Here is a 24,535-nt window from a genome sequence, read left to right as displayed (position 1 = left end):
GACCGCTTTGGCTGGCTCGATCTGCCACCGTCCCGAGGGACGTCTGACCCGCCCTTAGGCGAGGTTTCTGTTGAGGTTTCTAGGCTCGCACCTCCCTTGTTGCGTGGAAGGTTGTGCCGTCTCGCCAGATACGCAGCATAATCACAGCAAGCTTTCTGGCTGCGGCGACGGCTGCATGTTTGATGCCTTTCCTTTCACTCAATCGAACGGCCCAGGCTCGCAGTGGCGAGGCGCGGCGCACCTGGCTGATCAGGGTGAACCCCGCTGCGTACAGGAGGCGACGGAGGTCGCGATCTCCACACTTACTTATCCGCCCGGACCAATCTGTATCGCCGGATTGGAATCGCCTCGGGGTGAGGCCGAGGAAGGCCCCGACGTCGGTCGCGCGCTTGAAACGGGCCTCATTGTCCAGCGTGGCGATGTAGGAAAGGGCCACCACGGGTCCTACTCCCGGAACAGTCATAAGCCTTTGAGCGAGGTCACTGCCACGCGCGATCTCGCGCAGCTCGTCTTCCATCGCGTCTGCTGCCGCGCAGAGCGCCCTGTGGATCGGGTTGAAGGCGTCCGCCATGAGCTCAATCGCCAGATCGGTTTGCCCGGCCTGAGCAAGCTGGTCGCGGAACCCACCGCGCTGGTTTGATCGCTGGATTGCGGTCATCCGGATGCCGAAGGTCTTGAGAACGCCGCGGACATGGGCCTCCAGGTCCTTGCGCATCCGGATCAGGCGCTCTCGTGTGCCGATCAGAACCCGAACCCTTTCCGAAGCTTCGCTGCGGATATGCACAGGGGTGAACCAACCGGTCCGAGCCAGATGCGCAAGACCTTCAGCATCGCCTCGATCCGTCTTGTTGATGCGACCAGACAAGGCCTTATGCGCCAATCTGGCATCAATGCAGATGATCGGCACGCCGCGCTTGTCGAGTTCGCGGGTCAGCCAGATCGCCAAAATCCCGCTCTCATGCACAACCCGTTCGGCTGCTGCGGCGTGCTCTGCAATGAAGTTGGATATTTGGTCAGGGTCGGTCGCGACCGATCCCCGCGCTATAACATCGCCTTCGATGTTCACCACGCAGATCGAAACTTCTTTGACGGAAACATCAAGGCCTACATAATGTGACAAGGTCGTTCTCCTTCACGGCTGGTTTTGTGAGGCTGATACTATCGGACCTCGTTCGCCTTGGGAGAGCGACCGCCGCAATCACACCATGTCATTCGCTGCACCTACGAAGTTTGGTTACGCCCACGAAAGACGATCGAAGACCCTGCAGGTCCTCACCCCGTTCGAGTATATTTGCAAAATCTGGACATCAGAGGCAGAGCGGTTCAATGCCAAACCAACCCACCACGTTCAGTCGGCACCTTCAACGTGCTCCAACAACGAAGGGTCAACTTCGTGCAAGACATGACGGGTTTGCGGATGGGGCACGAAATTCGTGCTCAAGCCAGACGCGTGCAAGGTGCAAATCGCGAATCCTGCGGCATCCGTCATGTTGAACATTTGCGGATATGCGACCGGGTCAGTACCCGCATGGTGCCCGGCGTTGCTTATGACGGGCACTCCATACCAATGGTGAACACAATCCATGTGAACATGCCCGGTCAGAATTCCAGCGACATTCTGACCAGAAATCGCGCACCGAAGCTGTTCGGATGCGTCTATTGTCAGGCAGGACCAGGCCAAATCGCCATCAGAGATACGAGGTCGGTGATGCGAGCATATGAGCTTTGGCAGATCCGGGTGTTTTTTCAAACGCGTCCCCAGCCAGTCCATCTGTCCGGCTTCCCAGCCGCCAAGCACACGACCGGGAAGTGAACTGTCGAGCACGATCACATGTAGGCCTTTGAGTACGCGATCATAATCCAGAGGCATGTCGTTCGGCTCGCTATCCGGCTCGAAAACGGCCCGAAATGAACTGCGGTGATCGTGGTTTCCCAAGGCGCAAAGTATTGGAACTTTAGGCGCTTCGGTCTCCAAGACTCTTTTCAATACTTCGTAGGAAGCTTGATCTCCGCGGTTTGTAAGGTCTCCAGAAATGACAATAAAGGACGGTGGTTTTGCCAACCGCCGTATCTCGGACAGACTGTGCCGCGTCGCAGCGACCGTGTCCATTTGCAGGTGTTTGTCGGACAACTCGGGTGCCGATATGTGTAAATCCGTGAGATGCACGAATGTTATTGGAGTGTTTGGCATTTGGCATGTCCTGAGCTCGATTTTCTAAGGCCGTTCGAATGCCGTTGATGTGTGCACTTGAACCGCATGTTCGCAGTCGTTACTAACGTAAGAGCAATGGTGAATGAAGGCTCATTCATATGAGAAAAGACTCTTCGATGCGTGACAGGATCCTACTAGCTGCAAGCGCCATGATTGTTGAACACGGCACGCACGCGCCAATGTCCAAGATCGCAAAAAACGCTGATGTGGCGATTGGGTCCGTATACAACCACTTCGCATCCAAGGACATTCTGATCCGGGCCATTTATCAAAAGCTCGGTGACGAATTGCTAGCTGAGCTTGTCCCGGACGATCAGGATAACTTGTCGGATATGGAGCGATTGGAGCGTTACATTGACGACTATATCTCCTTCATCTGGAAGGATACGGAACGTGCGATCCTGTTCGAATATCTGTCAAATGTGCCCCTCATTCCATCAGAAGACTTGGTCAGTGTGTTTGCGGATACGAGCCAATACCTGAATGATCTCCTGACCCGACTTCGGGAGTCTGGCCAGATATCTCAAGACTACACGGGCGTTATGCCGGGGTTCATTGGCGGTGCAATCCGAAATGCGCTGAAATGGCAGCGGATTAATGGAAAGCAGATGACCCCTGAACTGCATCAGGTGATCAAGAAAACATGTCTTTCTGCGCTCCGGTTTGACCAGGTCGATCGAGTTTGAAATCGAACGCGAATTGAACCGTCGCACTTTGTGCCGCGTGGCCGCCATAACCTGTTAAGCCGTCCGGTGACTCAGAAGCTCGCGCGTATATGCATGCTTGGGATTCGCGAGCACTGATCGGGTTTTCCCGGCTTCGACAATATAGCCCGATTGCATGACGATGATATCGTCAGAAAGGCTCGCGATGACGGCAAGATCATGGCTGATCACAACCAGTGCAAGCCCGATGTCCTCTTGCAGGTCCATCAGCAAGTTGAGAACCTGCGCCTGTATCGACACGTCGAGTGCGGACACAGGTTCATCGGCGACAATCAGATTTGGGCGTGTCACAATCGCACGAGCGATGGCTATTCGCTGGCGCTGGCCGCCTGAAAACTCATGCGGATAGCGCTGCGCAACCGAACCGGGCAGGCCCACTTGCTCAAGCGCATCATGAACAAGCCGATCCCGCGCGGACTGGTCCATGGTCCTGTCCATCAACAGCGGCTCGGCGATGCTCCAGCCAACCGGTTTGCGCGGGTCCAACGAACCGTAGGGATCCTGAAACACCATTTGTATGTTGGAACGCATCTGACGCATTTCACCAGCGGACTGTGCATAGACGTTCTTGCCCATGAAGAGGATCTGGCCGGTTTCCGGCTGGTCGAACCCCATGATCATGCGAGCCAACGTCGATTTGCCCGAGCCGCTTTCCCCAACGATGCCCAGAGTCTTGCCGGACTCTACCAGAAGTGTTGCGTCCCGGACCGCACGCAGTGTCTTGCGAGGCTCAAAAATGCTCTGACGTTGTTGCTTGAAAGAGCGGCTGACTTTTTCAACGCTCAGGAGTGGAGCAGAAGCGTGTCTTGGTCCGCAGTTGTCTTGCAGTGTCAGACCCGCTGCAGGGGTCCGATCGGATGCGGTTTTGTTGCGCTTGGCGGGGTCGCCTGAAAGTCGCGACCTCTCGGAAATCTCGGGCTTGACGGAGATCGGGTCGGGAATGGTGGGAAATCGCATGCGATCAGGACGGCTCAGATCAATGACCGGGCGCGCGGCCATCAAGGCGCGCGTATAAGGATGCTCGGGCGCATTCAGTACCTCTGTCGTCGCCCCGCGCTCCACAATGTCGCCGCGATACATTACAAGAAGATCGGTGGTCGCCCGCGCCACGCTTTCCAGATCGTGGCTGATGAAAACCAAAGCCATATCGCGTTCCTGCGAAAGGCGCGCGAGCAGGTCCACCACTTGTGCGGCGACGCTGGCATCCAACGCAGATGTCGGCTCATCCGCGATGAGCATTCTGGGGTTACGGGCCAGTGCCAATGCGATCAACACACGCTGTCTTTGTCCTCCCGAAAGCTGATGTGGGTATTGATTGATTTTAGAGGCCGGGTCGGGCATGCGCACTTCTTCCAAAAGCGTCAGCACGCGCGCCTTGGCCTTGGATCGCGCCATGCCGTCAAGGCGGATCATGGGCTCTGCGATGATCTGCCCGACTTTCTTCAGCGGGTTCAGCGACGAAAGCGGCTCCTGAAAAACCATGGCGATGTCACGGCCCCGAAGCCTGCGCCATGTGGTGTCCGACGCAGCGGGTATGTTCTGGCCGTCAAAGAGGATCTCACCTGTGACTGTGGCGCACTCCGGGGCCATACCTATCATCGAAAATGCGGTCAGCGATTTGCCAGAGCCAGATTCGCCGACCAGCCCGATACGCTGGCCCTTTTTGATCCTCACCGACAGGTCGCGCACCGCAGTGTTATCCCCAAACCGGATAGAAAGGTTGCGAAGCTCTAACATCAGCGCGTCTCATTGCGCAGTTTAGGATCGTTCAGATCTCGGAGGCCATCGCCCAAAAGCGCAAAGCCCATCACGCTCGCCACCATGCAGAGCCCTGGCAGGATCGCCAGAGACGGCGCGAGATAGATCAGCGTTTGCGCGTCGGCCAACATCCGACCCCAGGATTGATCCGGCGGTTGCACTCCCAGACCAAGATAGGACAGTGCTGCTTCGGCCAGAATCGCGGTAGCAATGTCGATGGTGGCCTGCACCAGCAAGACCGCTTGGATATTGGGCAGAACGTGGTTCCAGGTGATTGCGGACAGGCTGCGACCACCTGCGCGCGCTGCAACGGTGTACTCCTGCGTCCAGACCTGCCGGGCTGCGGCCCGTGAAACACGCGTGAAGGTAGGCAGGCTGATCGAGGCGATGGCAATGATTGTCGTGCTCAAGGATGGCCCATAGGCGGCAGCGAGCATGATCGCGACCAATATGGCCGGGAAGGCAATCGTGAAATCGGCGAGGCGCATGATCGCGTCTTCGACCAGCCCCCCAATCGCCGCCGCCGCAACGCCAAGACAGGTTCCCGCGATTGCTCCAAGCCCGACCGCAAGAATTGCCATGGAAATCGAGGTGCGCGCCCCGATCATCAACAGTGTGAACTGATCTCGTCCCAATTGATCGGTGCCCAGCCAGTATGAGCCGCTGGGGCCTGCAAATTTGTTGGCGACGTTCAGGACCGTGTGATCATACGGTGTCCAGACGACAGACAGGAGCGCAGCAACGGACATCACCGCAACCAGTGCGCCGCCTATGCAGATGTTGAATCGGATCGAGCTCATGTCCGACCCTCCTTCATGCGCGGATCAATCCAAGCATAGAACACATCGACCACAAAGTTTGTGAGCACCACCATCACCGCGAACAGGACCACCAGCGCCTGAACCGTGATCAAATCCCGGTTGCCGATGGACTGGATCATCAATCGACCCAAACCGGGCAGGTAAAAGACATTCTCGATCACGATTGTTCCGGTGATCAGGCTTGCAAATTGCAGCCCCGCCACGGTGACGATGGGCACCATCGCATTGGGTAGAATATGATAAAGCATAATCTGCCTCCGGTTCAGTCCCATGGACCGTGCGGTACGCACATAGTCCAGCCGTGCGACTTCTAGAATGGCGGCCCGGGTCACACGCGCAAGAATTGCGGTTTGTACCAGAGCAAGGGAACACGCGGGCAGGATCAGCGCCTTTGCCCCAGCCACCGGGTGGGACCAGCCGGGAAAGCCGCCCGGTGGCACCCAACGCAGTTGCACTGCAAAAACAATCACCAGGATCATCGCCAGCCAGAAGACCGGCACGGCAACCCCAATCTGGCTTGTCATGGAAAGCAACCGGTCGATCCAATTGCCATGGTTCATCGCTGCAATCGCCCCCAGAGCGAGGGCCCCGACAATCGTGAGTACAGTCGCAACAAGGGCCAGCGTCAGGGTCAGCGGCAGGCGTTCCGCTACCAGCTCGGACACCGGCACGCCAAAGGAGTAGCTGACTCCGAAATCACCATGAAATGCCCCGAGCAGCCAATTCACATACCTCTGCCAGGCCGGATCATTCAAACCCAGCTTGTCGCGCAGAACAGCACGGGCCTCGGGCGTCGATTCAATCCCGAGAATGGTGATTGCAGGATCTCCCGGAATAACATTCATGATTATGAATACGACCAGTGAGATGCTGAGCAGGGTCAGCAAGAGCCCAAGGAGCTTCTTAAGGGAACGCGACATAGAGACTTCCGTTTGCATACAGTGAAAAAGGGGCTGCCGTGCCCCTTCTTCCTTTCTTAGACTAGAGAATGTTACTGACTCGCATCCTTCATCGTCACACCAGCAAGCGGCTGGTAGAGAACCGAGGCGGACTGCCAGAAGCCCTCCACACCGGATCTGAAGACCGACAGGCGCGGCAGTTGGAACAGGAACACGGCTGGCGCATTCTCGGCAAGGAAGGTCTGCGCCTCAACGGTCAGGTCATGACGCATTGCCACGTTCGTTTCGGTGGATAGCGCGGCAAAGATCTCGTTGAACTCCGCAGAGTCGTAACCGTAGTAGTAGTCGGGGCCACGCGCAAAATTGCCCAGATCGTTTGGCGATGTATGGGCGATGATGGTCATATCGTAATTTTTCTGTTTGAAGACCTCATCGATCCAGAACCCCCATTCGACGGTTTCGAGGTTGACCGTGACACCTGCCTGCGCCAGCTGTGCCTGGATGATTTCACCCGACCGAGTTGCATAGGGGAATGGCGGAACACGCAAGCTCAGCTCGCTGCCAGCAAGGCCAGTGTCTTCAAACAGCGCTGTGGCCTTTGCGAGATCGAAGGGCATGACGTGCGAGAGGTCTACATGGGATTCACCATGCGGTGGATAGAAGCTCGAAATCGGCACCGCACGACCATACATCGCGCCATCGATGATGTCCCCGCGATTGATGGAATGGGTGATAGCCTTGCGCACTTCAAGGTTGGAGAATGGCTCTTTAGAGTTGTTAAGCGCCAGAACAACCTCGCCCTGCGTGGAGCCCACAGAGGTTGAAAAACGCGGGTCTGCTTCGAACTGATCCATCAGTTCAGGCGCAGGGAAACCTGGAAATATGTCGATTTCCTCCGCCATTAAAGCAGCGGTGGCGGCAGCAGCATCTGCAATAAAGCGGAACTCGACACCGTCCAGCTGAATGTTGTCCGCGTCACGGTGCTGGGCGTTCTTCGCCAGAACGAGACGGTCGCCGCGTGTCCAGGATGCGAAGGTGAATGGACCGGTGCCGACGGGATTGGTTTTGTTTTCCTCGACGCTTTCCACACCGACGATGGAGGCATCCCCACGGGAAATGTTAAAGAGGAAGAAAGCGTTGGGGGCGGAGAGCTTGATTTCAACCTTATGGGAGGCAATAGCGTTCACAGAGTCAATCGGCTTGAAAATGCTCTTGCTCGGGTTGACTGACTCTTCGGCCATTGCCCGGTTGAAGGAAAACACGACATCTTCGGCATCAAAGCTGGTGCCGTCGTGGAATAGCACGCCTTGCTCCAACTCGAAAATGTAGGTCGTGCCATCTTCCGAGATCGTCCAGCTCTTGGCCAAACGGGGGTGGATCGCCCCGCTTTCGTCCGCGGTTGTCAGGGATTCAAACACGTTATGTGTCAACATGCCATCAATGGACGCTGTCGCATCTGACGTTGGATCGAGAGAGGTTGGCTCTTGCTGCAGGCCGATGCGCAGAACGGTATCGGCTGCTGCCAGACCCGGCACGATAACAAGTGTTGTTGCCCAAAGGAGGTTTTTTAGTTTCATTGAGATAGTCCCTTCATTTGCTAGGGTGAAAGAATGATAGTGGCCTAGGCGATATCTTTGAGGTCATGCTCGACAAGGCTCTTGAGCTTGTTCTTGAGGATCGCGCTGTCTTTTTCAGGAAGACCGCAAGACGCGAGGTAGGGCACCGCTCCCCCATAACTTTCATCGAGCGCGGCGAGGAAGCCTGTGATCGTTGATGCATGGCAATTCCAGAGGCGCGACAAAGCCGTGATGTCTTGCCCGGCTTGGCGTGAGCCATGCTCAAGTCGTTCCAGCGCCTTTTTGATGCGTGGGCCCGTTTCGAGATATACGCTACATCAGACATCATTTAGATTTTGGCTCAACGTCTTTGTTCCCTGCCGGAAGATTGGCTCAACGACTTGCTATGGGTAGGTTGTAACAGATGAATGAACATTCAGTCAAAATGGTCGAAAAATAACCGCAGCCAGCTAAGGTTAGGCGAAAACTCCAATTTATGTATGCTGTTTGATAAGGATCGGAGGGTGGCATGTTTGGATCTATTTAAGGAGTGTCTTTCGAGCAGGTAACCCGTTTCCAGATCGCCTTGAGGATTGGACTGATGGGGACAAGCCGATGCGCTTCATTGATCCTCTTGTAGACAGGCTGATCTTTCGGACCTCGGTTTCGCCCGCGATTTTCCAGCAAGAAAGACTCGTCCGCTGGGCTATTTCTCTGATTGGCATTTGGTCACGAAATGCCCGGCGTCTGATGACACTCAAAAACCCCATGTCGATCATTCCATATCCCCCGACAAAAAACGTCGGGGCAGAGCTGTAGAACCCTACCGAAGAGGCGGGACAGCTTGAGAATGCACGGATTGTCTGTTTCTTGCGATTCTACTGGAAATTCTCAACGGACGAAAGAGCCGATGGATAACTGAAACTTGGATGTCCGCTCTGATCGCGGATGACGGCGTCTTCGCATCGGCCGCGAACGGCGGCTTCCCGCCCAACGTGCTGGTCTGCCATTTCCGTTTCGGGCTGGGACCGGTTTTCGACCAATCGACGATAAACTGCAACGCAGTTGTGGTTCCGGGCCGGAACCGGGAAAGACGAGGCCAGTTGCGCTCAGAACCCCTCCAGATACCCACCCCGCTCCAGAGCGCCCCACACAAACTGCTGTCGTTCAGTAAGCTGCTCTTCCAACAGTCCGTGGTCATAGACCGAGTTGGACGTCTTCTGTCCAGCCCATCCCCCAAGGTCGTTGACGTCAGCCTCGGGGATGGGGTGGAGGGGATCGCCAAAGCCAAGGCGGCTGGCGTCTACAATGGGCGCAAACCAAACCAGTTCATTGATGGACCGCTCCAGGAGTTCGTTGATGGAAAGTAAAATACGACACCCAGCACCGCTGCGCGTTGATCAATGACGAGGGAAAATGGCGAACAATGTGTCGTTCAAATCGTTGCATTCGGAGGATGCGAAGCGAATAACAAGGAGGATGCACCGCGCATAAGTCATTGTTATTAAACGATTATATAGAAATTACTCTATTCCGGTACTCGCTTCTAATACTCATTTAAAATTCCGTCACCCAATTTACATCGCAGTCCGCAAAAATTCCTTCTCGCGACATCAGAAAACCCGTTGCATAGCCTGGTGCCATGAGCCGTGCGGAATGGTCAGACTTGGAAATCGACGCCATCGTGGCGGACTATTTCTCCATGCTTTCTGATAAGTTGGCGGGTAACAGATACAATGAGGCGGCCCAGAACCGGGCCCTGTAGGATGTGATCGGATGATCCAAAGGATCAATCGAATTTAAGCATCAAAACAACTCGGCGGTCCTCAACGGATTGGGTGAAGCCTGGATCAGTTGTGAAGCACGCGACTTGATCTGACATTTCTGCCCTTGTCGAGCGCAACAAGGAGTGTCGACCCATGACAAGCATTCAATAGAAGATCACCAAACCGAAGCACGGGTGGCTGGAACTTGCAAAGCCGCTCGGGTCTGTCTCGCGGGCCTGCAATGTGATGGGGTGCTCGCGGGACCGCTCTTGCGGATTCAAAGAACTTTATGAACAGGGCGGCGAAGGAGGGGCTCTTGGGTTCCTTTAGACAGACCTAGGCGCATCCCGCCCCGCAAAGATCCAGCTAGGGCGCGAATGCTGGGCTTGGCTATGTGTTGGGTCCGCGATTGATTATCCAGGAAATTCGACAGGCACCTTACCGCCTAACGCGCTGAAATCTTTTGCTTCGCCAGGTGGCTCCACTTCGCCAATTGACCGGTCGGGATGTAGTGGTTGTTCTCGGCGCGGAGCCGCGGGCCGTCATTGTTGTTAAGAACATGCACACGGATATCGATCCCAGTGCATTTCTGTACATGCTGCAGGAAGGAAAGCGTCGCGATGAGCGGAGCGTTTGAAGACGGTACTGGACGATGGACGGCGAAGCCAATCTGTTCATTCTTCGGCATCCCCCTAAGAAATGGCGGAACGCCTTGAATTATATCGTTTTTTGCCATCGCGGGCCCTCCAATATGCGGGACAGATCAATCCCTATTGGTGGACCATTATGGGGGGGGCTACTCCACGGCCTCATGCTCGGGCCGTAAAGCTCGAGCCGGGCGGCTATGCCCCAAAGCAAAGCGCGCCCCGCTAAGGGCGCGCCTTGTTACAGTCACGGCTGTGACTTAAGCGGCTTCGGCCTGCTCGGCCAGCAGCGCGGCATTGCGGCGTTCGCTTTCCTCGCGGCTTAGCGCCACCGAGGTGCGCACACCTTTGCCCACGAACTCCATAAGCCCGTTCACAACGCGCTCGTTCGGGTCGATCCCGGCGCAGGAGAGAACCTCGCGCCCATCACGAGAGCGCGCCCAACGGGCAATCTGCTCTGGCCCGTTGCCGTATTTCTTGTCGTCGGCGATCGCATCATCCAACGCGGCCAGCACGACCGCAGCAAAAAGCTTGCGGGAGCGTTGCCCTTGTTCGAAGTTGAATGCTGTTCCATCAACGAAATCACTCATTTCGTCGTCCTTTAACCTTGATATTCTTGTTTTCTGGCGTGGCGGCCAATATGGCGTGTTCTGAGCGATTCGGTATTTCCCATTTGGAATGTCTGATATGCGTCTAGTGCATACCTGTTAGCGCTCTCACACTGCATTTAGTCGGCTTGCCTCGTCACCCATGCAAAGATATAGGGGGCGCCAACTTCTCTTCAACCTTTTGCCATGGTTTTGACACATGCCGAAAATCAACGGAAACGAGATCCGCCCGGGTAACGTTCTTGAGCATAACGACGGCCTTTGGGCTGCTGTGAAAGTCGATCACGTGAAACCTGGCAAGGGCGGCGCCTTTGCACAGGTCGAATTGAGGAACCTCCGTAACGGATCAAAGCTTAACGAAAGGTTTAGATCGGCGGATAAAGTTGAGCGCGTGCGCCTCGAGCAGAAGGACCAGCAGTTCCTTTACGAGAGCGACGGCATGCTGGTTTTCATGGACAACGAGACCTATGAGCAGATCGAGCTGCCCGCCGAGATCCTGGGCGAGCGCCGCCCCTTCCTGCAGGACGGCATGATCGTGCAGATCGAGTATTACGAGGCCGAGGCGCTGAGCGCCGCCCTGCCGCAGAAGGTCACCTGCACCATCGTCGAGACCGAGCCGGTGGTCAAAGGCCAGACCGCGGCGAACTCGTTCAAGCCCGCCGTGCTGGACAATGGCGTGCGCGTCATGGTGCCGCCCTTCGTGGGCCAAGACGAGAAGATCATCGTCGACACGCTGTCGATGGAGTATTCCGAGCGGGCCTGACCCTCGGCATGTCCTAACCAAATCCTAACGCCGCGTGCATCCGTTCCGGAGGCGCACGGCGCGAATCGGGGGTTAATCCCTTATTTTCTTGGCAAAACCGGTGTCGGCTTTTTGTCGGCAAAACGTCGGCTTTTCGTCGGGCACTGACGGGCCAAAGCGCGTGGTTAACAGAGCGCGCGGTGGTCTGGCCCTAAAGCCGCCGCACCACGGCGTCGCCCGCCTGCAAGTCGCCCTCGGCCCGATCAAAGCGCAGGTAGGCGAGCGCGTGCCCGCCCGCGATGCGATGCAGCATGCCAACCGGCTTGCCGGCGGAGGTGATCGCGGTGCCCGGCACCGCCGCGCCCTCGACGGACACCCGGGCCAGCCCCTTGCGCAGCGAGGTTTTGTGCTTCATCCGCGCGGTGACCTCCTGGCCAACATAGCAGCCCTTCTTGAAGTCCACGCCGTTGAGGCGCTCGAACCCCATCTCTAGGATGTAGCTGTCATTGGGGACCAGCTCGGCGCCGGTGGCGGGCACGGCCTGGGCGATCTCCAGCGCGGCCCAGTCGATCCCGGCGGGCGTGGCCTCTAGCGCGCCATAATGCCGCCACCCGAGTGCGGGGTCGCGCGGGTCGGGCCACGCCTTGGGCGGCGGCGGGGCATCCGCCCCGCGATAGACCTCTAGCGGCAATGGCGCGATCTGCACATCCGCGCGCAGCTTGTACATCCCCAGGCGCTGCGCCACGCCAGCGGCAAGGTCGGCCTGCACATCCAGCAAAACCGCATCCTCCTCGCCTGGGACCAGGAAGAAATCCGCCATGTACTTGCCCTGCGGCGTCAAAAGCGCGGCGTAGACCAGCCCGTCTTGCAGCCCGGCCACGTCATTGGTCACCAGCCCTTGCAGGAATTCCATCCGATCCGCGCCGCTAATGCGCAGAATCTGGCGGTCGGTGTCGCGGTCGGCCTGCATGTGGGGTTCCTTCCTTTGCTCGGGCGGTACTATAGGGGGCGCGAGCCCAAGGGAAAGAGCCAGATGCGCGCGCCAATCTCTATCGTGATCCCGACCCTGAACGCCGAGGGGGCGCTGCCCGCCACGCTGGGCGCGCTGGGCGAGGGGCTGGAGGCCGGGCTGATCCGCGAGCTGGTGATCTCTGATGGCGGCTCTGCGGACGCCACACGCAAGGTGGCCGAGCAGGCCGGCGCGGTCTGGGTCACCGGCGCGGCGGGGCGGGGCGGGCAGCTGCGCCGCGGCGTAGAGGCCAGCGGCGGCGATTGGGTGCTGGTGGTGCATGCCGATACCTGGCTGGCGCCGGGTTGGGCAGAGCAGGCCTTGCGCCACATTAACAGCGCGCCGGACAAGGCGGGTTACTTTCGGCTGGAGTTCCGCGCCCAAGGCCTGGCGCCCGCCCTGGTGGCGGGCTGGGCCAACCTGCGGGCGCGCCGCTTCGGGCTGCCCTATGGCGATCAGGGGCTGCTGATCGCGCGGGCGCTTTATGACGAGGTCGGCGGCTATGCCGACATCCCGCTGATGGAGGACGTGGCGCTGGCGCGCGCTTTGCGCGGGCGGCTGCTGGCGCTGCCGGGCCGCGCACTTACCGACGCCGAGAGATATCAGCGCGAGGGCTGGCTGCGCCGCGGCGCGCGCAACCTCTGGACGCTGGCGCGCTACCTGCTGGGCGCGGACCCGGCGCGCTTGGCGCGCGGCTACAACCGGTGACCCGGGCCCTTGTCAGCGCGGGGCCGAGCGCTTAGGCCTCGCGGGATGGATATCTCTGCGCTTCCAGGCGTCCGCGGGACGCTGACCCCCGACCGGGCCTTGGGCGATCTCACTTGGCTGCGGGTGGGTGGCCCGGCGGATGTGCTGTTTCAGCCCGCCGATATCGAGGATTTGTCCGGCTTTCTGCGCGCCTTGCCCGGCGACGTACCGGTCTTTCCCATCGGAGTGGGTTCGAACCTTATCGTGCGCGATGGCGGCATTCGTGCCGTGGTGATCCGCCTGGGGCGGGGCTTTAATTCCATTGAAATTCAGGGGGATATGGTGGTCTGTGGCGCGGCCGCCTTGGACGCGCATGTCGCGCGCAAGGCGGCGGAGGCCGGGCTGGACCTGACCTTTTTGCGCACCATTCCGGGCGCCATCGGCGGCGCTGTGCGCATGAATGCGGGCTGCTATGGCTCTTATGTGGCGGATGTTTTCGTTTCCGCTCAGGCGGTTACGCGGTCCGGGGAGGTCGTCACGCTGAGCGCCGATGACCTGCAATTCGCCTACCGCCAATCCGCGCTGCCCGACGGCTGGGTGCTGGCCCAGGCCACTTTCCGCGCCCCGCGCGGCGACGCCAACGCCTTGAAAACAAAGATGGAAGAGCAGCTGGCCAAGCGCGACGCCACCCAGCCCACCAAGGACCGCACCGCCGGGTCGACCTTTCGCAACCCCGCCGGGTTCAGCTCGACCGGGCAGGCCGATGACACTCACGAGCTGAAGGCCTGGAAGCTGATCGACGAGGCCGGGCTGCGCGGGCATCGCCTGGGCGGGGCGATGATGTCGGACAAGCACCCCAACTTCCTGACCAACGCCGAGGGCGCCACCGCCGCCGAGCTGGAGGCGCTGGGCGAGCTGGTGCGAAAAAAGGTGTTTCAAAACAGCAAGATTCAGTTAGAATGGGAAGTGATCCGGGTCGGAGAACCCGGACAGGCATAAAAGGGCCGCACGGCCCAGAGGTTTAAAGCCCAACAAGGTCAAGCATTTAGGCCAGGGGCAACAAGGCAGGCAAACGTGGGAACGTCGGGCAGGACATCCCCGAAAGTTGCTGTATTGATGGGTGGTCCCTCGGCTGAGCGCGAGGTGTCGCTATCGACGGGGCATGAATGCGCCGAAGCGCTGCGGGGCGAAGGATTTGAGGTGGTCGAGCTGGACGCTGGCGCCGACATTGTCGCGCGCCTGGGCGAGATCCAGCCGGATGTGTGCTTTAACGCGCTGCATGGGCGCTGGGGCGAAGATGGCTGCGTCCAAGGCATCCTGGAGTGGCTGCGGATCCCCTATACGCATTCCGGCGTGCTGGCCTCGGCCCTCGCGATGGACAAGGAGCGCACCAAGGCCGCGCTGCGCGCCGCGGGGCTGCCGGTGGCGCATTCGGTGATCGCCGACAAGTCCGAGGTCCAGGCCCGCCACATCATGCAGCCGCCTTACGTGGTGAAGCCCAATAACGAGGGCTCTAGCGTCGGCATCTACATCGTGCAGAAGAGCGCCAACCAGCCGCCCTTCCTCAACGAGGAGATGCCCGAGCGGGTGATGGTCGAAAGCTATGTGGCCGGGCGCGAGCTGACCACGGCGGTGATCGGCGACATGGCGCTGACGGTCACGGATATCATCACCGACAGCTGGTATGACTACCACGCGAAATACGACGCGGGCGGCTCGCGCCATGTGCTGCCCGCCGATATTCCGCAGGAGATCTTTGACGCCTGCCTGTCCTACGCCAAGCGCGCCCATAACGTGCTGGGCTGCCGCGGGCTGACCCGCACCGATTACCGCTGGGACGAGGAGAAGGGGCTCGACGGGCTCATCATCCTGGAGACCAACACCCAGCCCGGCATGACGCCCACATCGCTGGCGCCGGAGCAGGCCGAGCATATGGGCATCTCCTTTGGCCAATTGTGCCGCTTGCTTGTGGAGGACGCCTCGTGCAACCGGTGAACCCGCATGACGCCGCGCGCCGCGACCCGGCGCCCTCGCGCCTGTCCTACCGGGTGCAGCGCTGGTGGCTGACGCCGAACTTCCGGCGCATGGTGCGCTATGGCTTGCCGATCGCAAGCATCGCGCTCGCCCTTCTGTGGGTCTTTAGCGTCGAGGAAAACCGCGCCGTCATCGAAGAGCAGATCGCCGAGATCCGACGCGCCGTCGCCGAGCGCCCCGAGTTCATGGTCAAGGCGATGGCCGTGGACGGGGCCTCGGAGGAGTTGGGCGAGGACATCCGCGAGGTGCTGCCGGTGGACTTCCCGATCTCCAGCTTTGACCTGGAGCTGCAGGACATGAAAGCGGTGGTCGAGCAGCTCGACGCCGTCGCCCAGGCCGAGCTGCGCATCAAGGCGGGCGGCATCCTGCAGCTTGAGGTGACCGAGCGCATGCCGGCGATCGTCTGGCGCAACCGTGGCACGCTGGAGCTGTTGGACGAGACCGGGCGCCGCGTGGCCGCCATCACGCATCGGTCGCAGCGCCGCGACCTGCCGCTGATCGTGGGCGAGGGGGCGGATCAGGCCGTGCCGGAGGCGCTCGCGCTCTTCGCCGCGGCCACGCCCTTGGAGCCACGCCTGCGCGGGCTGGTCCGCATGGGCGAGCGGCGCTGGGACGTGGCGCTTGACCGGCAGCAGCGCATCCTTCTGCCAGAGCAGGGCGCGGTGCAGACGCTGCAGCAGGTGATGGCGCTGGACCAGGCCAAGGACGTGCTGGACCGAAACATCATAGATTTTGACATGCGGGACCCCGCTCGGCCGACCCTTCGGTTAGCAGCGCCGGCGGTCGAGGATCTCCACCGCATCAGAGCATTAGAAATAGGAGGCTCCGGCCAATGAGCGATCTCTACGAGTCCCAGCGCGCCATGCGGAACATGCGCCAGGCGGCGATGCAGCGGGGCGTGATCGCGATCCTGGACGTGGGCAGTTCCAAGATTGCTTGCCTGGTGCTGCGCTTTGACGGGCCGGGCCGGGTGACCGGGGACGATGGCGTGGGCTCGCTTGCCGGGCAGTCGGCGTTCCGGGTGATCGGGGCCGCCACGACGCGGTCGCGCGGGGTGCGCTTTGGCGAGATCGACGCCATGCAAGAGACCGAGCGCGCCGTGCGCACCGCGCTTCAGGCCGCGCAGAAGATGGCGCAGGTGCGGGTGGACCACGTGATCGCCTGCTTCGCGGGGGGCAACCCGCGCAGCTACGGCCTGGCCGGGGCCATCGACATCCACGACACGGTGGTTTCCGAGCATGACGTGGCCCGCGTCATGGCAAGCTGCGACGTCCCGGATTTCGGAGAGGGCCGCGAGGTCTTACACGCGCAGCCGGTGAACTTTGCGCTGGACCACCGCTCGGGGCTGGGCGACCCGCGCGGGCAGATCGGCAACAGCCTGGCCTGCGACATGCACCTTCTGACCATCGACATGGGCGCGGTGCAGAACCTTCTATACTGCATCAAGCGCTGCGACATGGAGCTGGCGGGGATCGCCAGCTCGGCCTATGTCTCGGGCGTGTCCTCGCTGGTGGAGGACGAGCAGCGCCTGGGCGCGGCCTGCGTGGACATGGGCGGCGGGGCGACGGGCCTGTCGATCTTCATCAAGAAACACATGATCTACAGCGACTCGGTGCGCCTGGGCGGCGACCACGTCACGCAGGACATCTCGAAGGGTCTGCAGATCCCCATGGCCACCGCCGAGCGCATCAAGACCTTCTATGGCGGTGTCGTGGCCACCGGCATGGACGACCGCGAGATGATCGAGATCGGCGGCGACACCGGCGATTGGGAGCATGATCGCCGCACCGTGAGCCGGGCCGAGCTGATCGGGATCATGCGCCCGCGGGTCGAAGAGATCCTTGAGGAGGTCCGCGCCTGCCTGGACCGCGCCGGGTTCGAGCACCTGCCGAGCCAGCAGATCGTGCTGACCGGCGGCGCAAGCCAGATCCCAGGGCTCGACGGGCTGGCCCCGAAAGTGCTGGGAAATCAAGTTCGTATCGGGCGCCCGCTGCGCGTGCAGGGGCTGCCGCAGGCCGCCACGGGGGCGGCATTTGCCTCGGCGGTGGGGCTGTGCCTCTTCGCGGCACACCCGCAGGACGAGTGGTGGGACTTTGAGATGCCAATAGAGCGCTACCCGGCCCGGTCGCTTCGGCGCGCCATGCGCTGGTTCAAAGACAACTGGTGAACACAAGCGGTGGTGCGATCGGCGAAATAACGCGGAAGTAAAGGCAGTTTCCCCTAGATTTTGTGGCAGTTTCGTGTCTTTTTAGGGGATGAGAGAATAAAAGGGGCACGAGTCGCCCCAATTGAGCAGATCAAGACCGGCCAGGACAGGGGCCCGGCAAGACAGCAGGCGGACAGGCAATGACATTGAATCTTACAATGCCCCAACAGGAAGAACTGAAGCCGAAGATCACCGTATTTGGTGTCGGTGGCGCCGGGGGCAACGCGGTCAATAATATGATCGACAAAGAGCTTGAGGGCGTTGAGTTCGTCGTGGCCAACACCGACGCGCAGGCGCTCCAGCAGGCGAAGGCCCCAAGCCGCATTCAGATGGGCGTGAAGGTCACCGAGGGGCTGGGCGCGGGCGCGCGGCCCTCCGTGGGCGCCGCCGCCGCCGAGGAGACCATCGAAGAGATCGTCGACCAGCTGGCCGGCGCGCATATGTGCTTCATCACCGCCGGCATGGGCGGCGGCACCGGGACCGGCGCCGCACCGATCATCGCGCAGGCCGCGCGTGAGATGGGCGTGCTGACCGTCGGCGTCGTGACCAAGCCCTTCCAGTTCGAGGGCAACAAGCGCATGCGCCAGGCCGAGGAAGGCGTGGAGCAGCTGCAGAAGATGGTCGACACGCTGATCATCATCCCGAACCAGAACCTGTTCCGCCTGGCCAACGAGAAGACCACCTTTACCGAGGCGTTCTCGATGGCCGATGACGTGCTCTATCAAGGCGTGAAGGGCGTGACCGACCTAATGGTGCGGCCCGGCCTGATCAACCTCGACTTCGCCGACGTGCGCGCGGTGATGGATGAGATGGGCAAGGCGATGATGGGCACCGGCGAGGCCTCTGGCGAGGACCGCGCGACCCAGGCCGCCGAAAAGGCCATCGCCAACCCGCTGCTGGACGAGATCTCGCTGCGCGGCGCCAAGGGCGTGCTGATCAACATCACCGGCGCGCATGATCTGACGCTGTTCGAGCTTGACGAGGCGGCCAACCGGATCCGCGAAGAGGTCGACCAGGACGCCAACATCATCGTGGGCTCGACCCTGGACGAGAACATGGAAGGCGCGATGCGCGTGAGCGTGGTTGCCACCGGCATCGACGCCGCGGACGTCACCCAGGACATCCCAGCGCCGCGCCGGTCTCTGGCCGCGCCGATGGCCACAGCCCCGGTTGAGGCCCCAAGCATCGAAGTTCCCGCCGCCCCTGCCGCTGTGCAGGAAGAGCCGGCACCGGTCGCAGAGGTCGCGCGGGCCCATCAGGAAGAGCCGATGCTCTTTGACGGGCTCGACGCACAATCCGCCGCCGCGCAGGAGCAGGCCGAGGAAGTCTTTGCCGAAGACCAGCTGCCGCCCCCGGCCTACCAGCCCGAGGTCGCCTTCACGCCGCAGCCTGACGTCTCGGAAGAGGCCGCATTTGTGGCGCCCAAGCCAGGCACGCCATCGCCAGAAGCGATGGCGCGCCTGCAAGCCGCCGTCAGCAAGGCGCCGCGCCCGGTTCCAAGCCAGGCCGCAGAGCGGCCGCAGCAGCCCGCCGCCGCAGCCGCCCCTGCAGATGCGGGCGCCGAAAAGCCGCGCTTTGGCATCAACTCGCTGATTGGCCGGATGACCGGTCATTCGGACGTGCCGCAGCCGCGCCCGGCGCAGCAGCGCGTGCAGCCGACGATGCAGCAATCCGCGCCCGCCGAGCCCGAGCAGGATGCCGATCAAGAGCGCATCGAGATCCCGGCCTTCCTGCGCAGGCAAGCGAACTAAGCCCGCGCAACAAAGACCGATCAGGTTACCCAAGGCGACCGCAATGTGCGGTCGCCTTTTTTCGTGCGTGTTGCCGGGCGAGGCCCCGCCAGAGCCGGTACGATGTGGCTCATCACGGCGAAGCCCATGGCCAAAGCGCAGAAAACGGCCTGTCCAGCGCCGCCGCGGCAATTTCTGAATTGTTTCCAACCTAGGCCGTCGAGCGGGGGCAAAATGGTGAATTATCAGTCTGTTGCGCAACAAAATCCGCGGAGTAGGCGGTTTTTTGCGCATCCATTTGAGATGTTTCAGAGCGTTGCAAAGAGTGAGTTGCTGACTTGGTTCCGCGCGGGTTAACGCTTTTGGTGCTGCCACGCATGTTGCAGCACGAGGGTTGGGACCAAAAGTGCAAACGACGTTAAAATCAGTAGTCGCCTTTACAGGCGTGGGCCTTCATTCTGGAAAGCCGGTGCGTATCGAAGTCCAACCGGCCTCGGCGGAATACGGCATTTGGTTCCAGCGGGTGGACGTCTCTGGCGTCGACCCCATGATCCCGGCGCGCTGGGATTGCGTGACGCCCTCGCCCTTGTGCACGCGGATTGAGAATGACGCGGGCGTCCATGTCTCGACCATCGAGCATCTGATGGCGGCGCTGGCGGGCTGCGGCATCCATAACGCGCTGATCAATATCGACGGCCCGGAAGTGCCGATCCTGGATGGCAGCTCTGCCGACTTCGTGGCGGGCTTTGTGGCAACCGGGATCCGCCGTCTGGGCGTGCCGGTGCGGGCGCTGCGCATCCTGCAGCCGATCCAGGTGCAAGACGGCGAGGCCATTGCGCGCCTTGAGCCTTGCGACAATTTCGAGATCGACTTTCGCATCGACTTTGAGGACGCGGCCATCGGCCAGCAGTCCAAGAGGCTGCGGATGGCCAACGGGGCCTTCATCCACGAGCTTTGCGACAGCCGCACCTTCTGCCGGCAGTCGGACGTGGATGCCATGCGCGAGAAGGGCCTGGCGCTTGGCGGCTCGCTGGAGAACGCCGTGGTGGTTGCGGGCGAGAAGGTCCTGTCGCCGGGCGGGCTGCGCCACGAGGATGAGGCGGTGCGCCACAAGATGCTGGACGCGATGGGCGACTTGGCCCTGGCGACCTGCCCGATCCTGGGCCGGTATACCGGCATCCGGGCCGGGCACGCGCTGTCCAACAAGCTGCTGCGGGCGCTTTTCGCCAATCCGGCCTCCTATCGGCCGGTCATGTGCGACGCGGCGATGACGGCGAAACTGCCGGGTTCTGGCATCGGGCGGGCGGACATCGCGGGATTGCGCGCCGCCGCCTGAGAATTCGGCGTTTTGCGCCGGAATATCCTGTGCTAAACCAACCCAGGACGCACTTCGTGCGGTGGGAACACGATAAGGGTGGTTGAGGCATGAACAGGTCAGGTTGGATAGCTGCGGGCGTGGCGCTGGCGGTTCTGGTCGGGTGCAGCCGGAGCGAAGAGGTCGCGATCGAGGACCAAAGCGCCGAGCAGATTTTCACCCAGGGCGAGTACCAGCTTGAGGTTGGGCGCGCCGATGACGCGGCGGAGTTCTTTGGCGAGGTGGAGCGGCTCTATCCCTACTCGGAACTGGCCAAGCGCGCCCTTATCATGCAGGCCTTCGCCTACCACGAAGACAACGATTACGAGAACAGCCGCGCCAGCGCGCAGCGCTATATCGACTTCTACCCCGCCGACGAGGACGCCGCCTATGCGCAGTACCTCCTGGCGCTCAGCTACTACGATCAGATCGACGAGGTCGGCCGCGACCAGGGCCTGACCTTCCAGGCGCTGCAGTCGCTGCGCACGGTGATCGAGCGCTACCCGGACACCGAATACGCGCGCTCCTCGATCCTGAAGTTTGACCTGGCCTTCAACCACCTCGCCGCGAAAGAGATGGAGATCGGGCGCTACTACCTGAAGCGCAAGCACTACCCCGCGGCGATCAACCGGTTCCGCGTGGTGGTGGAGGAGTTCCAGACCACGACCCACACGGCCGAAGCGCTGTACCGGCTGGTCGAAAGCTATCTCATTCTGGGTTTCCCGGACGAGGCGCAGACCGCTGGCGCCATTTTGGGCCATAACTACCAGTCCACCGAATGGTATGACGACGCCTATAAGCTGCTCACCGGGCAGGGGCTGCGGGCCGAGGTGGCGGGCGATGGCTGGCTGCGGCAGGTCTATCGTCAGATGATCCGGGGCGAGTGGCTCTAGGGAGGGTGCGTGCAGGCACGCACCCAACGGAACGCGGCTGATGCTCGTCTCATTAGACATCCGTGACATACTCATCATCGACCGGCTGGAGATCGAATTCCAGCCGGGCCTGAACGTGCTGACCGGCGAGACCGGGGCGGGCAAGTCGATCCTGCTGGACGCGCTGGGCTTTGTTCTGGGCTGGCGCGGTCGCGCCGACCTGGTCCGCTCCGGGGCCAAGCAGGGCGAGGTGACCGCCGTCTTTGAGCTGCCCGAGGGGCACCCCGCCCGCGAGGTGCTGCGCGAGGGCGCCTATGGCGGCGAGGATGGCGGCGAGCTTATCCTGCGCCGGGTCAACAGCGCCGAGGGGCGCAAATCGGCCTGGATCAACGACCGCCGGGCCTCCGGCGAGGTGCTGCGCGCCCTGTCGGACGCCTTGGTGGAGCTGCATGGGCAACATGACGACCGCGGTCTGTTGAACCCGCGCGGCCACCGCGACCTGCTGGACGCCTATGCCGGAGTGGAGGCCGAGCTGGCGAAGGTGCGAGCCGCGTGGCGCGCCCGCGCCGCCGCACAAGACGCCCTGCGCGCCGCCGAGGCCACGCTCGAGGCCGCCCGCGCCGAGGAGGACTTTCTGCGCCACGCCGTGGGCGAGCTGGACGCGCTGGCGCCGGAACCCGGCGAGGACGCGGCGCTCGACACCAAGCGGCGTCTGATGCAGGCCTCAGAGCGCATCCGCGACGACATCGCCAAGGCGCAAGACGCGCTGGGATATGACGGCGCCGAGGGCATGCTGGGCAATGCCGCGCGCTGGCTTGAGGGCGTCATGGACCAGGCCGAGGGGCGCTTGGATGCGGCGGTGGCGGCACTTGGGCGCGCGATGACGGAGCTGGGGGAGGCGGAGCAGGGCGTGGCCCGCGCCCTAGAGGCGATGTCGTTCGATCCGTCAGAGCTTGAGGCCGCGGAAGAGCGCCTTTTTGCGATCCGCGCCTGCGCGCGCAAGCACGGCGTGCAGCCGGATGACCTGGGCGCCTTCGCCGATGACCTGCGCGCGCGCCTTGCTGCGATTGATGGCGGCGCGGATAACATCGCGGGCCTGCGCGATGCCCTTGCTGCGGCAGAGGCGGCGTATGACGCCGCCGCCGGACGCCTTTCGGCGCGGCGGGCAAAGGCGGCGGTCTCGCTGGACGCCGCCATGGCCGAAGAGCTGGCCCCGCTTAAGATGGAGCGCGCGGTCTTTTCGACCGAGGTCTCCGAGGGCGAGGCCGGCCCCTCGGGCCGGGATGCTGTTGCCTTCACCGTTGCGACCAATCCGGGCACGCCCGCCGGGCCGCTCAATAAGATCGCCTCTGGCGGTGAGCTGTCGCGGTTTCTTCTGGCCTTGAAGGTGTGCCTGACCCAGGGCACCAGCGGCTTGACGATGATCTTTGACGAGATCGACCGCGGCGTGGGCGGCGCCACTGCGGATGCGGTGGGTCGGCGCCTTGCGGCGCTGGCCGGGGGCTGCCAGGTGCTGGTCGTGACCCACTCGCCGCAGGTCGCCGCACGCGGGGCGCATCACTGGCAGGTGGCCAAGCGGGTGGAGGGTGGTCAGACGCTCTCGACGGTGACGCCCCTCGCCGAGGCGGCCCGGGTGGACGAGATCGCGCGCATGCTGGCGGGCGATGTGATCACGGCTGAGGCGCGGGCGGCGGCGCAGGCCTTGCTTAGCGGGTAACGCCTGCGGGTCTCACGGGCGCTCTGGGTCTTGGCGGAACCAAATCTCTTGCAAGAGATTTGCAACTTCCTTGAAAGGAAGTTGGTTGCGCGAGAGTGTCGAGCGCGCTCTTTGTGCCTACGCCTCAGAGGCTTGCGCGACGCAAAACTCTTTCAAGAGTTTTGCCGATTTCTTCCAAGAAATCGCCCCCTCACCCCTTGAATTGCAGCTTGTGTAGCTGGGCGTAGAGCCAGTTGCGGCCGACCAGTTCGTCATGGGGGCCGTGCTCGACCACGCGGCCCTGGGCCATCACCACGATCTTATCCGCGGCGCGGATCTGGGCCTGCACGAACGCCTGTAAAGACTCGCCGGGACGCGATCGGCACCCAGCGAAACAGCCCCCCATGAGCACCATCCGCACAGGCGTCACCGCTGCCGCGATCAGCCAGATATGGCCGCGCAGGTAGCCCCGCCACACCTAGCGGGTCAGCGCGCGGCGGCCCGGGGCGTCGCTCATCCCTCCCAGCCCATCTTGGCAAAGAACTCGGCCGTCAGCGCCTCGTTGTCATAGGCCTCGGCGAACCATTGCCGGATCGGCATGGGGGCGCTCGCGGTGTCGGCCTCGTAGGCGTCCAGCACGTGATCCATCAGCCCGGTCTTGGTGCGCTTGAGATGCGCGTAGCGCAATGAAAGCATCTTTTTGGCCTGCGCGACGCTCGCGCCCTCTTGGTCCAGCAGCCACAGTGCCGAGACCAGCCCGGCGCGATCCGCGCCCGACTTGCAATGCAATAGGAACGGGCGCTCCAGCCGGTCGAAAATCTCAAAGAGCTCCAGGAAGGTCTCGCGCGAGACCAGATATCGCGCGTAGATCTTGTGGTCGATCAGCGCGATGCCCAGCTTTGCGCAGGCCTCCCGCTCGAACAAGTAGAAGCTGAAATCGTCCGCCCCGCGAAGGTTCAGGATGGTGCGGATGCCCTGTCCATGCAGCCTGCGCAGCCGCGCGGGCGAGGGCTGGTTCGAGCGCCAGACCCCCGGCGCGATCTCGAACTGGTTGGTCCAGAGCCCGCGCAGGATGCCATGGTCGGACAGGTAGAAATGCCACCACGCGGCGCGGCGCGCGCTTGGCGTCGAGATGCTCTTGCCAAAGGATCTCGAGAACCTCTTCTCGATCTCATGGATGCGTTGAATCAGGGCGCGCAAATTCGAGGCCTTTCGC

General features: G+C 61.7%; 24 protein-coding genes and 1 pseudogene. 13 read left to right on the top strand and 12 right to left on the bottom strand.

The features are described from left to right. Positions 1-79 precede the first annotated feature (79 nt). Together AIOL_RS16775 and AIOL_RS24525 are read right to left on the bottom strand one after the other, a co-directional pair. Positions 80-1,120 carry an IS110 family transposase gene (locus tag AIOL_RS16775; protein WP_049641990.1) on the bottom strand — a complete coding sequence of 347 codons (1,041 nt, stop codon included), beginning with the start codon at positions 1,118-1,120 and terminating at the stop codon, positions 80-82. Positions 1,121-1,348: 228 nt separating this feature from the next. Beyond that, positions 1,349-2,191 (bottom strand): metallophosphoesterase family protein, encoded by an 843-nt coding sequence (locus AIOL_RS24525; protein WP_082152645.1) that lies wholly within the window; start codon positions 2,189-2,191, stop codon positions 1,349-1,351. Positions 2,192-2,328: 137 nt separating this feature from the next. On the opposite strand from AIOL_RS24525, the gene AIOL_RS16770 reads away from it, so the two are divergent. Further along, the gene (locus AIOL_RS16770; RefSeq protein ID WP_049644040.1) at positions 2,329-2,898 is read left to right on the top strand and encodes a TetR/AcrR family transcriptional regulator; all 570 of its coding nucleotides are present in this window, start codon (positions 2,329-2,331) and stop codon (positions 2,896-2,898) included. A 54-nt stretch (positions 2,899-2,952) separates the two neighbouring features. Here AIOL_RS16770 and AIOL_RS16765 read toward each other — a convergent pair whose 3' ends face one another. The 5 genes and pseudogenes from AIOL_RS16765 to AIOL_RS25145 form a co-directional block, all read right to left on the bottom strand. Next, entirely contained in the window at positions 2,953-4,674 is a 1,722-nt protein-coding gene (locus tag AIOL_RS16765) for a dipeptide ABC transporter ATP-binding protein (RefSeq protein WP_049644039.1), read from the bottom strand. Continuing rightward, positions 4,674-5,495, bottom strand: a complete 822-nt coding sequence (locus AIOL_RS16760; RefSeq protein ID WP_049644038.1) for an ABC transporter permease — start codon at positions 5,493-5,495, stop codon at positions 4,674-4,676. The genes AIOL_RS16765 and AIOL_RS16760 overlap by 1 nt, the downstream gene beginning before the upstream one ends. Then, entirely contained in the window at positions 5,492-6,454 is a 963-nt protein-coding gene (locus AIOL_RS16755; protein WP_235439055.1) for an ABC transporter permease, read from the bottom strand. Before AIOL_RS16755 ends, AIOL_RS16760 begins: the two co-directional genes overlap by 4 nt. A 53-nt stretch (positions 6,455-6,507) precedes the next feature. Next, positions 6,508-7,992, bottom strand: coding sequence for an ABC transporter substrate-binding protein (locus AIOL_RS16750; RefSeq protein WP_049644037.1), 1,485 nt, complete (start codon positions 7,990-7,992; stop codon positions 6,508-6,510). A 44-nt stretch (positions 7,993-8,036) separates the two neighbouring features. Beyond that, positions 8,037-8,288 (bottom strand): annotated as a pseudogene (locus AIOL_RS25145) (tyrosine-protein phosphatase); the annotation flags it as partial. Positions 8,289-8,900: 612 nt separating this feature from the next. Between AIOL_RS25145 and AIOL_RS16745 the strand changes: the two are divergent. Both AIOL_RS16745 and AIOL_RS26160 read left to right on the top strand, forming a co-directional pair. Beyond that, entirely contained in the window at positions 8,901-9,341 is a 441-nt protein-coding gene (locus AIOL_RS16745; RefSeq protein WP_049644036.1) for a hypothetical protein, read from the top strand. Between the two features lie 272 nt (positions 9,342-9,613). Further along, positions 9,614-9,736 carry a hypothetical protein gene (locus AIOL_RS26160; protein WP_268760217.1) on the top strand — a complete coding sequence of 41 codons (123 nt, stop codon included), beginning with the start codon at positions 9,614-9,616 and terminating at the stop codon, positions 9,734-9,736. Positions 9,737-10,182: 446 nt separating this feature from the next. Here AIOL_RS26160 and AIOL_RS16740 read toward each other — a convergent pair whose 3' ends face one another. Next, complete coding sequence (locus AIOL_RS16740) at positions 10,183-10,473, bottom strand: hypothetical protein (RefSeq protein WP_152912562.1); 291 nt, start codon at positions 10,471-10,473, stop codon at positions 10,183-10,185. A 168-nt stretch (positions 10,474-10,641) separates the two neighbouring features. Next, positions 10,642-10,971 carry a DUF6280 family protein gene (locus AIOL_RS16735; protein ID WP_049644034.1) on the bottom strand — a complete coding sequence of 110 codons (330 nt, stop codon included), beginning with the start codon at positions 10,969-10,971 and terminating at the stop codon, positions 10,642-10,644. Positions 10,972-11,188: 217 nt separating this feature from the next. Here AIOL_RS16735 and efp point away from each other — a divergent pair, with 217 nt between their 5' ends. Then, positions 11,189-11,752, top strand: a complete 564-nt coding sequence (gene efp, locus AIOL_RS16730) for an elongation factor P (protein ID WP_049644033.1) — start codon at positions 11,189-11,191, stop codon at positions 11,750-11,752. A 190-nt stretch (positions 11,753-11,942) separates the two neighbouring features. Here efp and ygfZ read toward each other — a convergent pair whose 3' ends face one another. Then, positions 11,943-12,701 (bottom strand): CAF17-like 4Fe-4S cluster assembly/insertion protein YgfZ, encoded by a 759-nt coding sequence (ygfZ, locus tag AIOL_RS16725; protein WP_049644032.1) that lies wholly within the window; start codon positions 12,699-12,701, stop codon positions 11,943-11,945. A 63-nt stretch (positions 12,702-12,764) separates the two neighbouring features. On the opposite strand from ygfZ, the gene AIOL_RS16720 reads away from it, so the two are divergent. From AIOL_RS16720 to recN, 9 genes are all read left to right on the top strand, one after another. Next, entirely contained in the window at positions 12,765-13,448 is a 684-nt protein-coding gene (locus AIOL_RS16720; protein WP_049644031.1) for a TIGR04283 family arsenosugar biosynthesis glycosyltransferase, read from the top strand. Positions 13,449-13,493: 45 nt separating this feature from the next. Beyond that, positions 13,494-14,426: a UDP-N-acetylmuramate dehydrogenase gene (gene murB / locus AIOL_RS16715; protein WP_049644030.1), complete on the top strand. Its 933-nt coding sequence runs from the start codon at positions 13,494-13,496 to the stop codon at positions 14,424-14,426. A 117-nt stretch (positions 14,427-14,543) separates the two neighbouring features. After that, entirely contained in the window at positions 14,544-15,422 is an 879-nt protein-coding gene (locus tag AIOL_RS16710) for a D-alanine--D-alanine ligase (protein ID WP_049644029.1), read from the top strand. Then, on the top strand, positions 15,410-16,297 hold the full coding sequence (locus AIOL_RS16705; RefSeq protein WP_049644028.1) for a cell division protein FtsQ/DivIB: 888 nt from the start codon (positions 15,410-15,412) through the stop codon (positions 16,295-16,297). Before AIOL_RS16710 ends, AIOL_RS16705 begins: the two co-directional genes overlap by 13 nt. Further along, positions 16,294-17,628, top strand: a complete 1,335-nt coding sequence (gene ftsA / locus AIOL_RS16700) for a cell division protein FtsA (RefSeq protein WP_049644027.1) — start codon at positions 16,294-16,296, stop codon at positions 17,626-17,628. Before AIOL_RS16705 ends, ftsA begins: the two co-directional genes overlap by 4 nt. Before the next feature lie 179 nt (positions 17,629-17,807). Then, positions 17,808-19,418 (top strand): cell division protein FtsZ, encoded by a 1,611-nt coding sequence (gene ftsZ, locus AIOL_RS16695; protein WP_082152641.1) that lies wholly within the window; start codon positions 17,808-17,810, stop codon positions 19,416-19,418. Positions 19,419-19,803: 385 nt separating this feature from the next. Beyond that, complete coding sequence (gene lpxC, locus AIOL_RS16690) at positions 19,804-20,733, top strand: UDP-3-O-acyl-N-acetylglucosamine deacetylase (RefSeq protein WP_049644025.1); 930 nt, start codon at positions 19,804-19,806, stop codon at positions 20,731-20,733. A gap of 89 nt (positions 20,734-20,822) precedes the next feature. After that, the gene (locus AIOL_RS16685) at positions 20,823-21,644 is read left to right on the top strand and encodes an outer membrane protein assembly factor BamD (protein WP_049644024.1); all 822 of its coding nucleotides are present in this window, start codon (positions 20,823-20,825) and stop codon (positions 21,642-21,644) included. Positions 21,645-21,684: 40 nt separating this feature from the next. Then, positions 21,685-23,340, top strand: a complete 1,656-nt coding sequence (gene recN / locus AIOL_RS16680; RefSeq protein ID WP_049644023.1) for a DNA repair protein RecN — start codon at positions 21,685-21,687, stop codon at positions 23,338-23,340. Between the two features lie 190 nt (positions 23,341-23,530). Here the strand turns inward: recN and AIOL_RS25545 are convergent, their stop codons facing one another. Both AIOL_RS25545 and AIOL_RS16670 read right to left on the bottom strand, forming a co-directional pair. Beyond that, positions 23,531-23,668: a hypothetical protein gene (locus AIOL_RS25545; RefSeq protein ID WP_160314502.1), complete on the bottom strand. Its 138-nt coding sequence runs from the start codon at positions 23,666-23,668 to the stop codon at positions 23,531-23,533. A gap of 164 nt (positions 23,669-23,832) precedes the next feature. After that, positions 23,833-24,519: a fused DSP-PTPase phosphatase/NAD kinase-like protein gene (locus AIOL_RS16670; protein ID WP_049644021.1), complete on the bottom strand. Its 687-nt coding sequence runs from the start codon at positions 24,517-24,519 to the stop codon at positions 23,833-23,835. Positions 24,520-24,535: the final 16 nt, after the last annotated feature.

This window comes from Candidatus Rhodobacter oscarellae, from assembly GCF_001078595.1.
In the GTDB taxonomy this organism is placed as follows: domain Bacteria; phylum Pseudomonadota; class Alphaproteobacteria; order Rhodobacterales; family Rhodobacteraceae; genus Rhodobacter_B; species Rhodobacter_B oscarellae.
The sequence above is the reverse complement of the archived record's forward strand: the minus strand, read 5'-3'. Positions and strand labels throughout refer to the sequence as shown.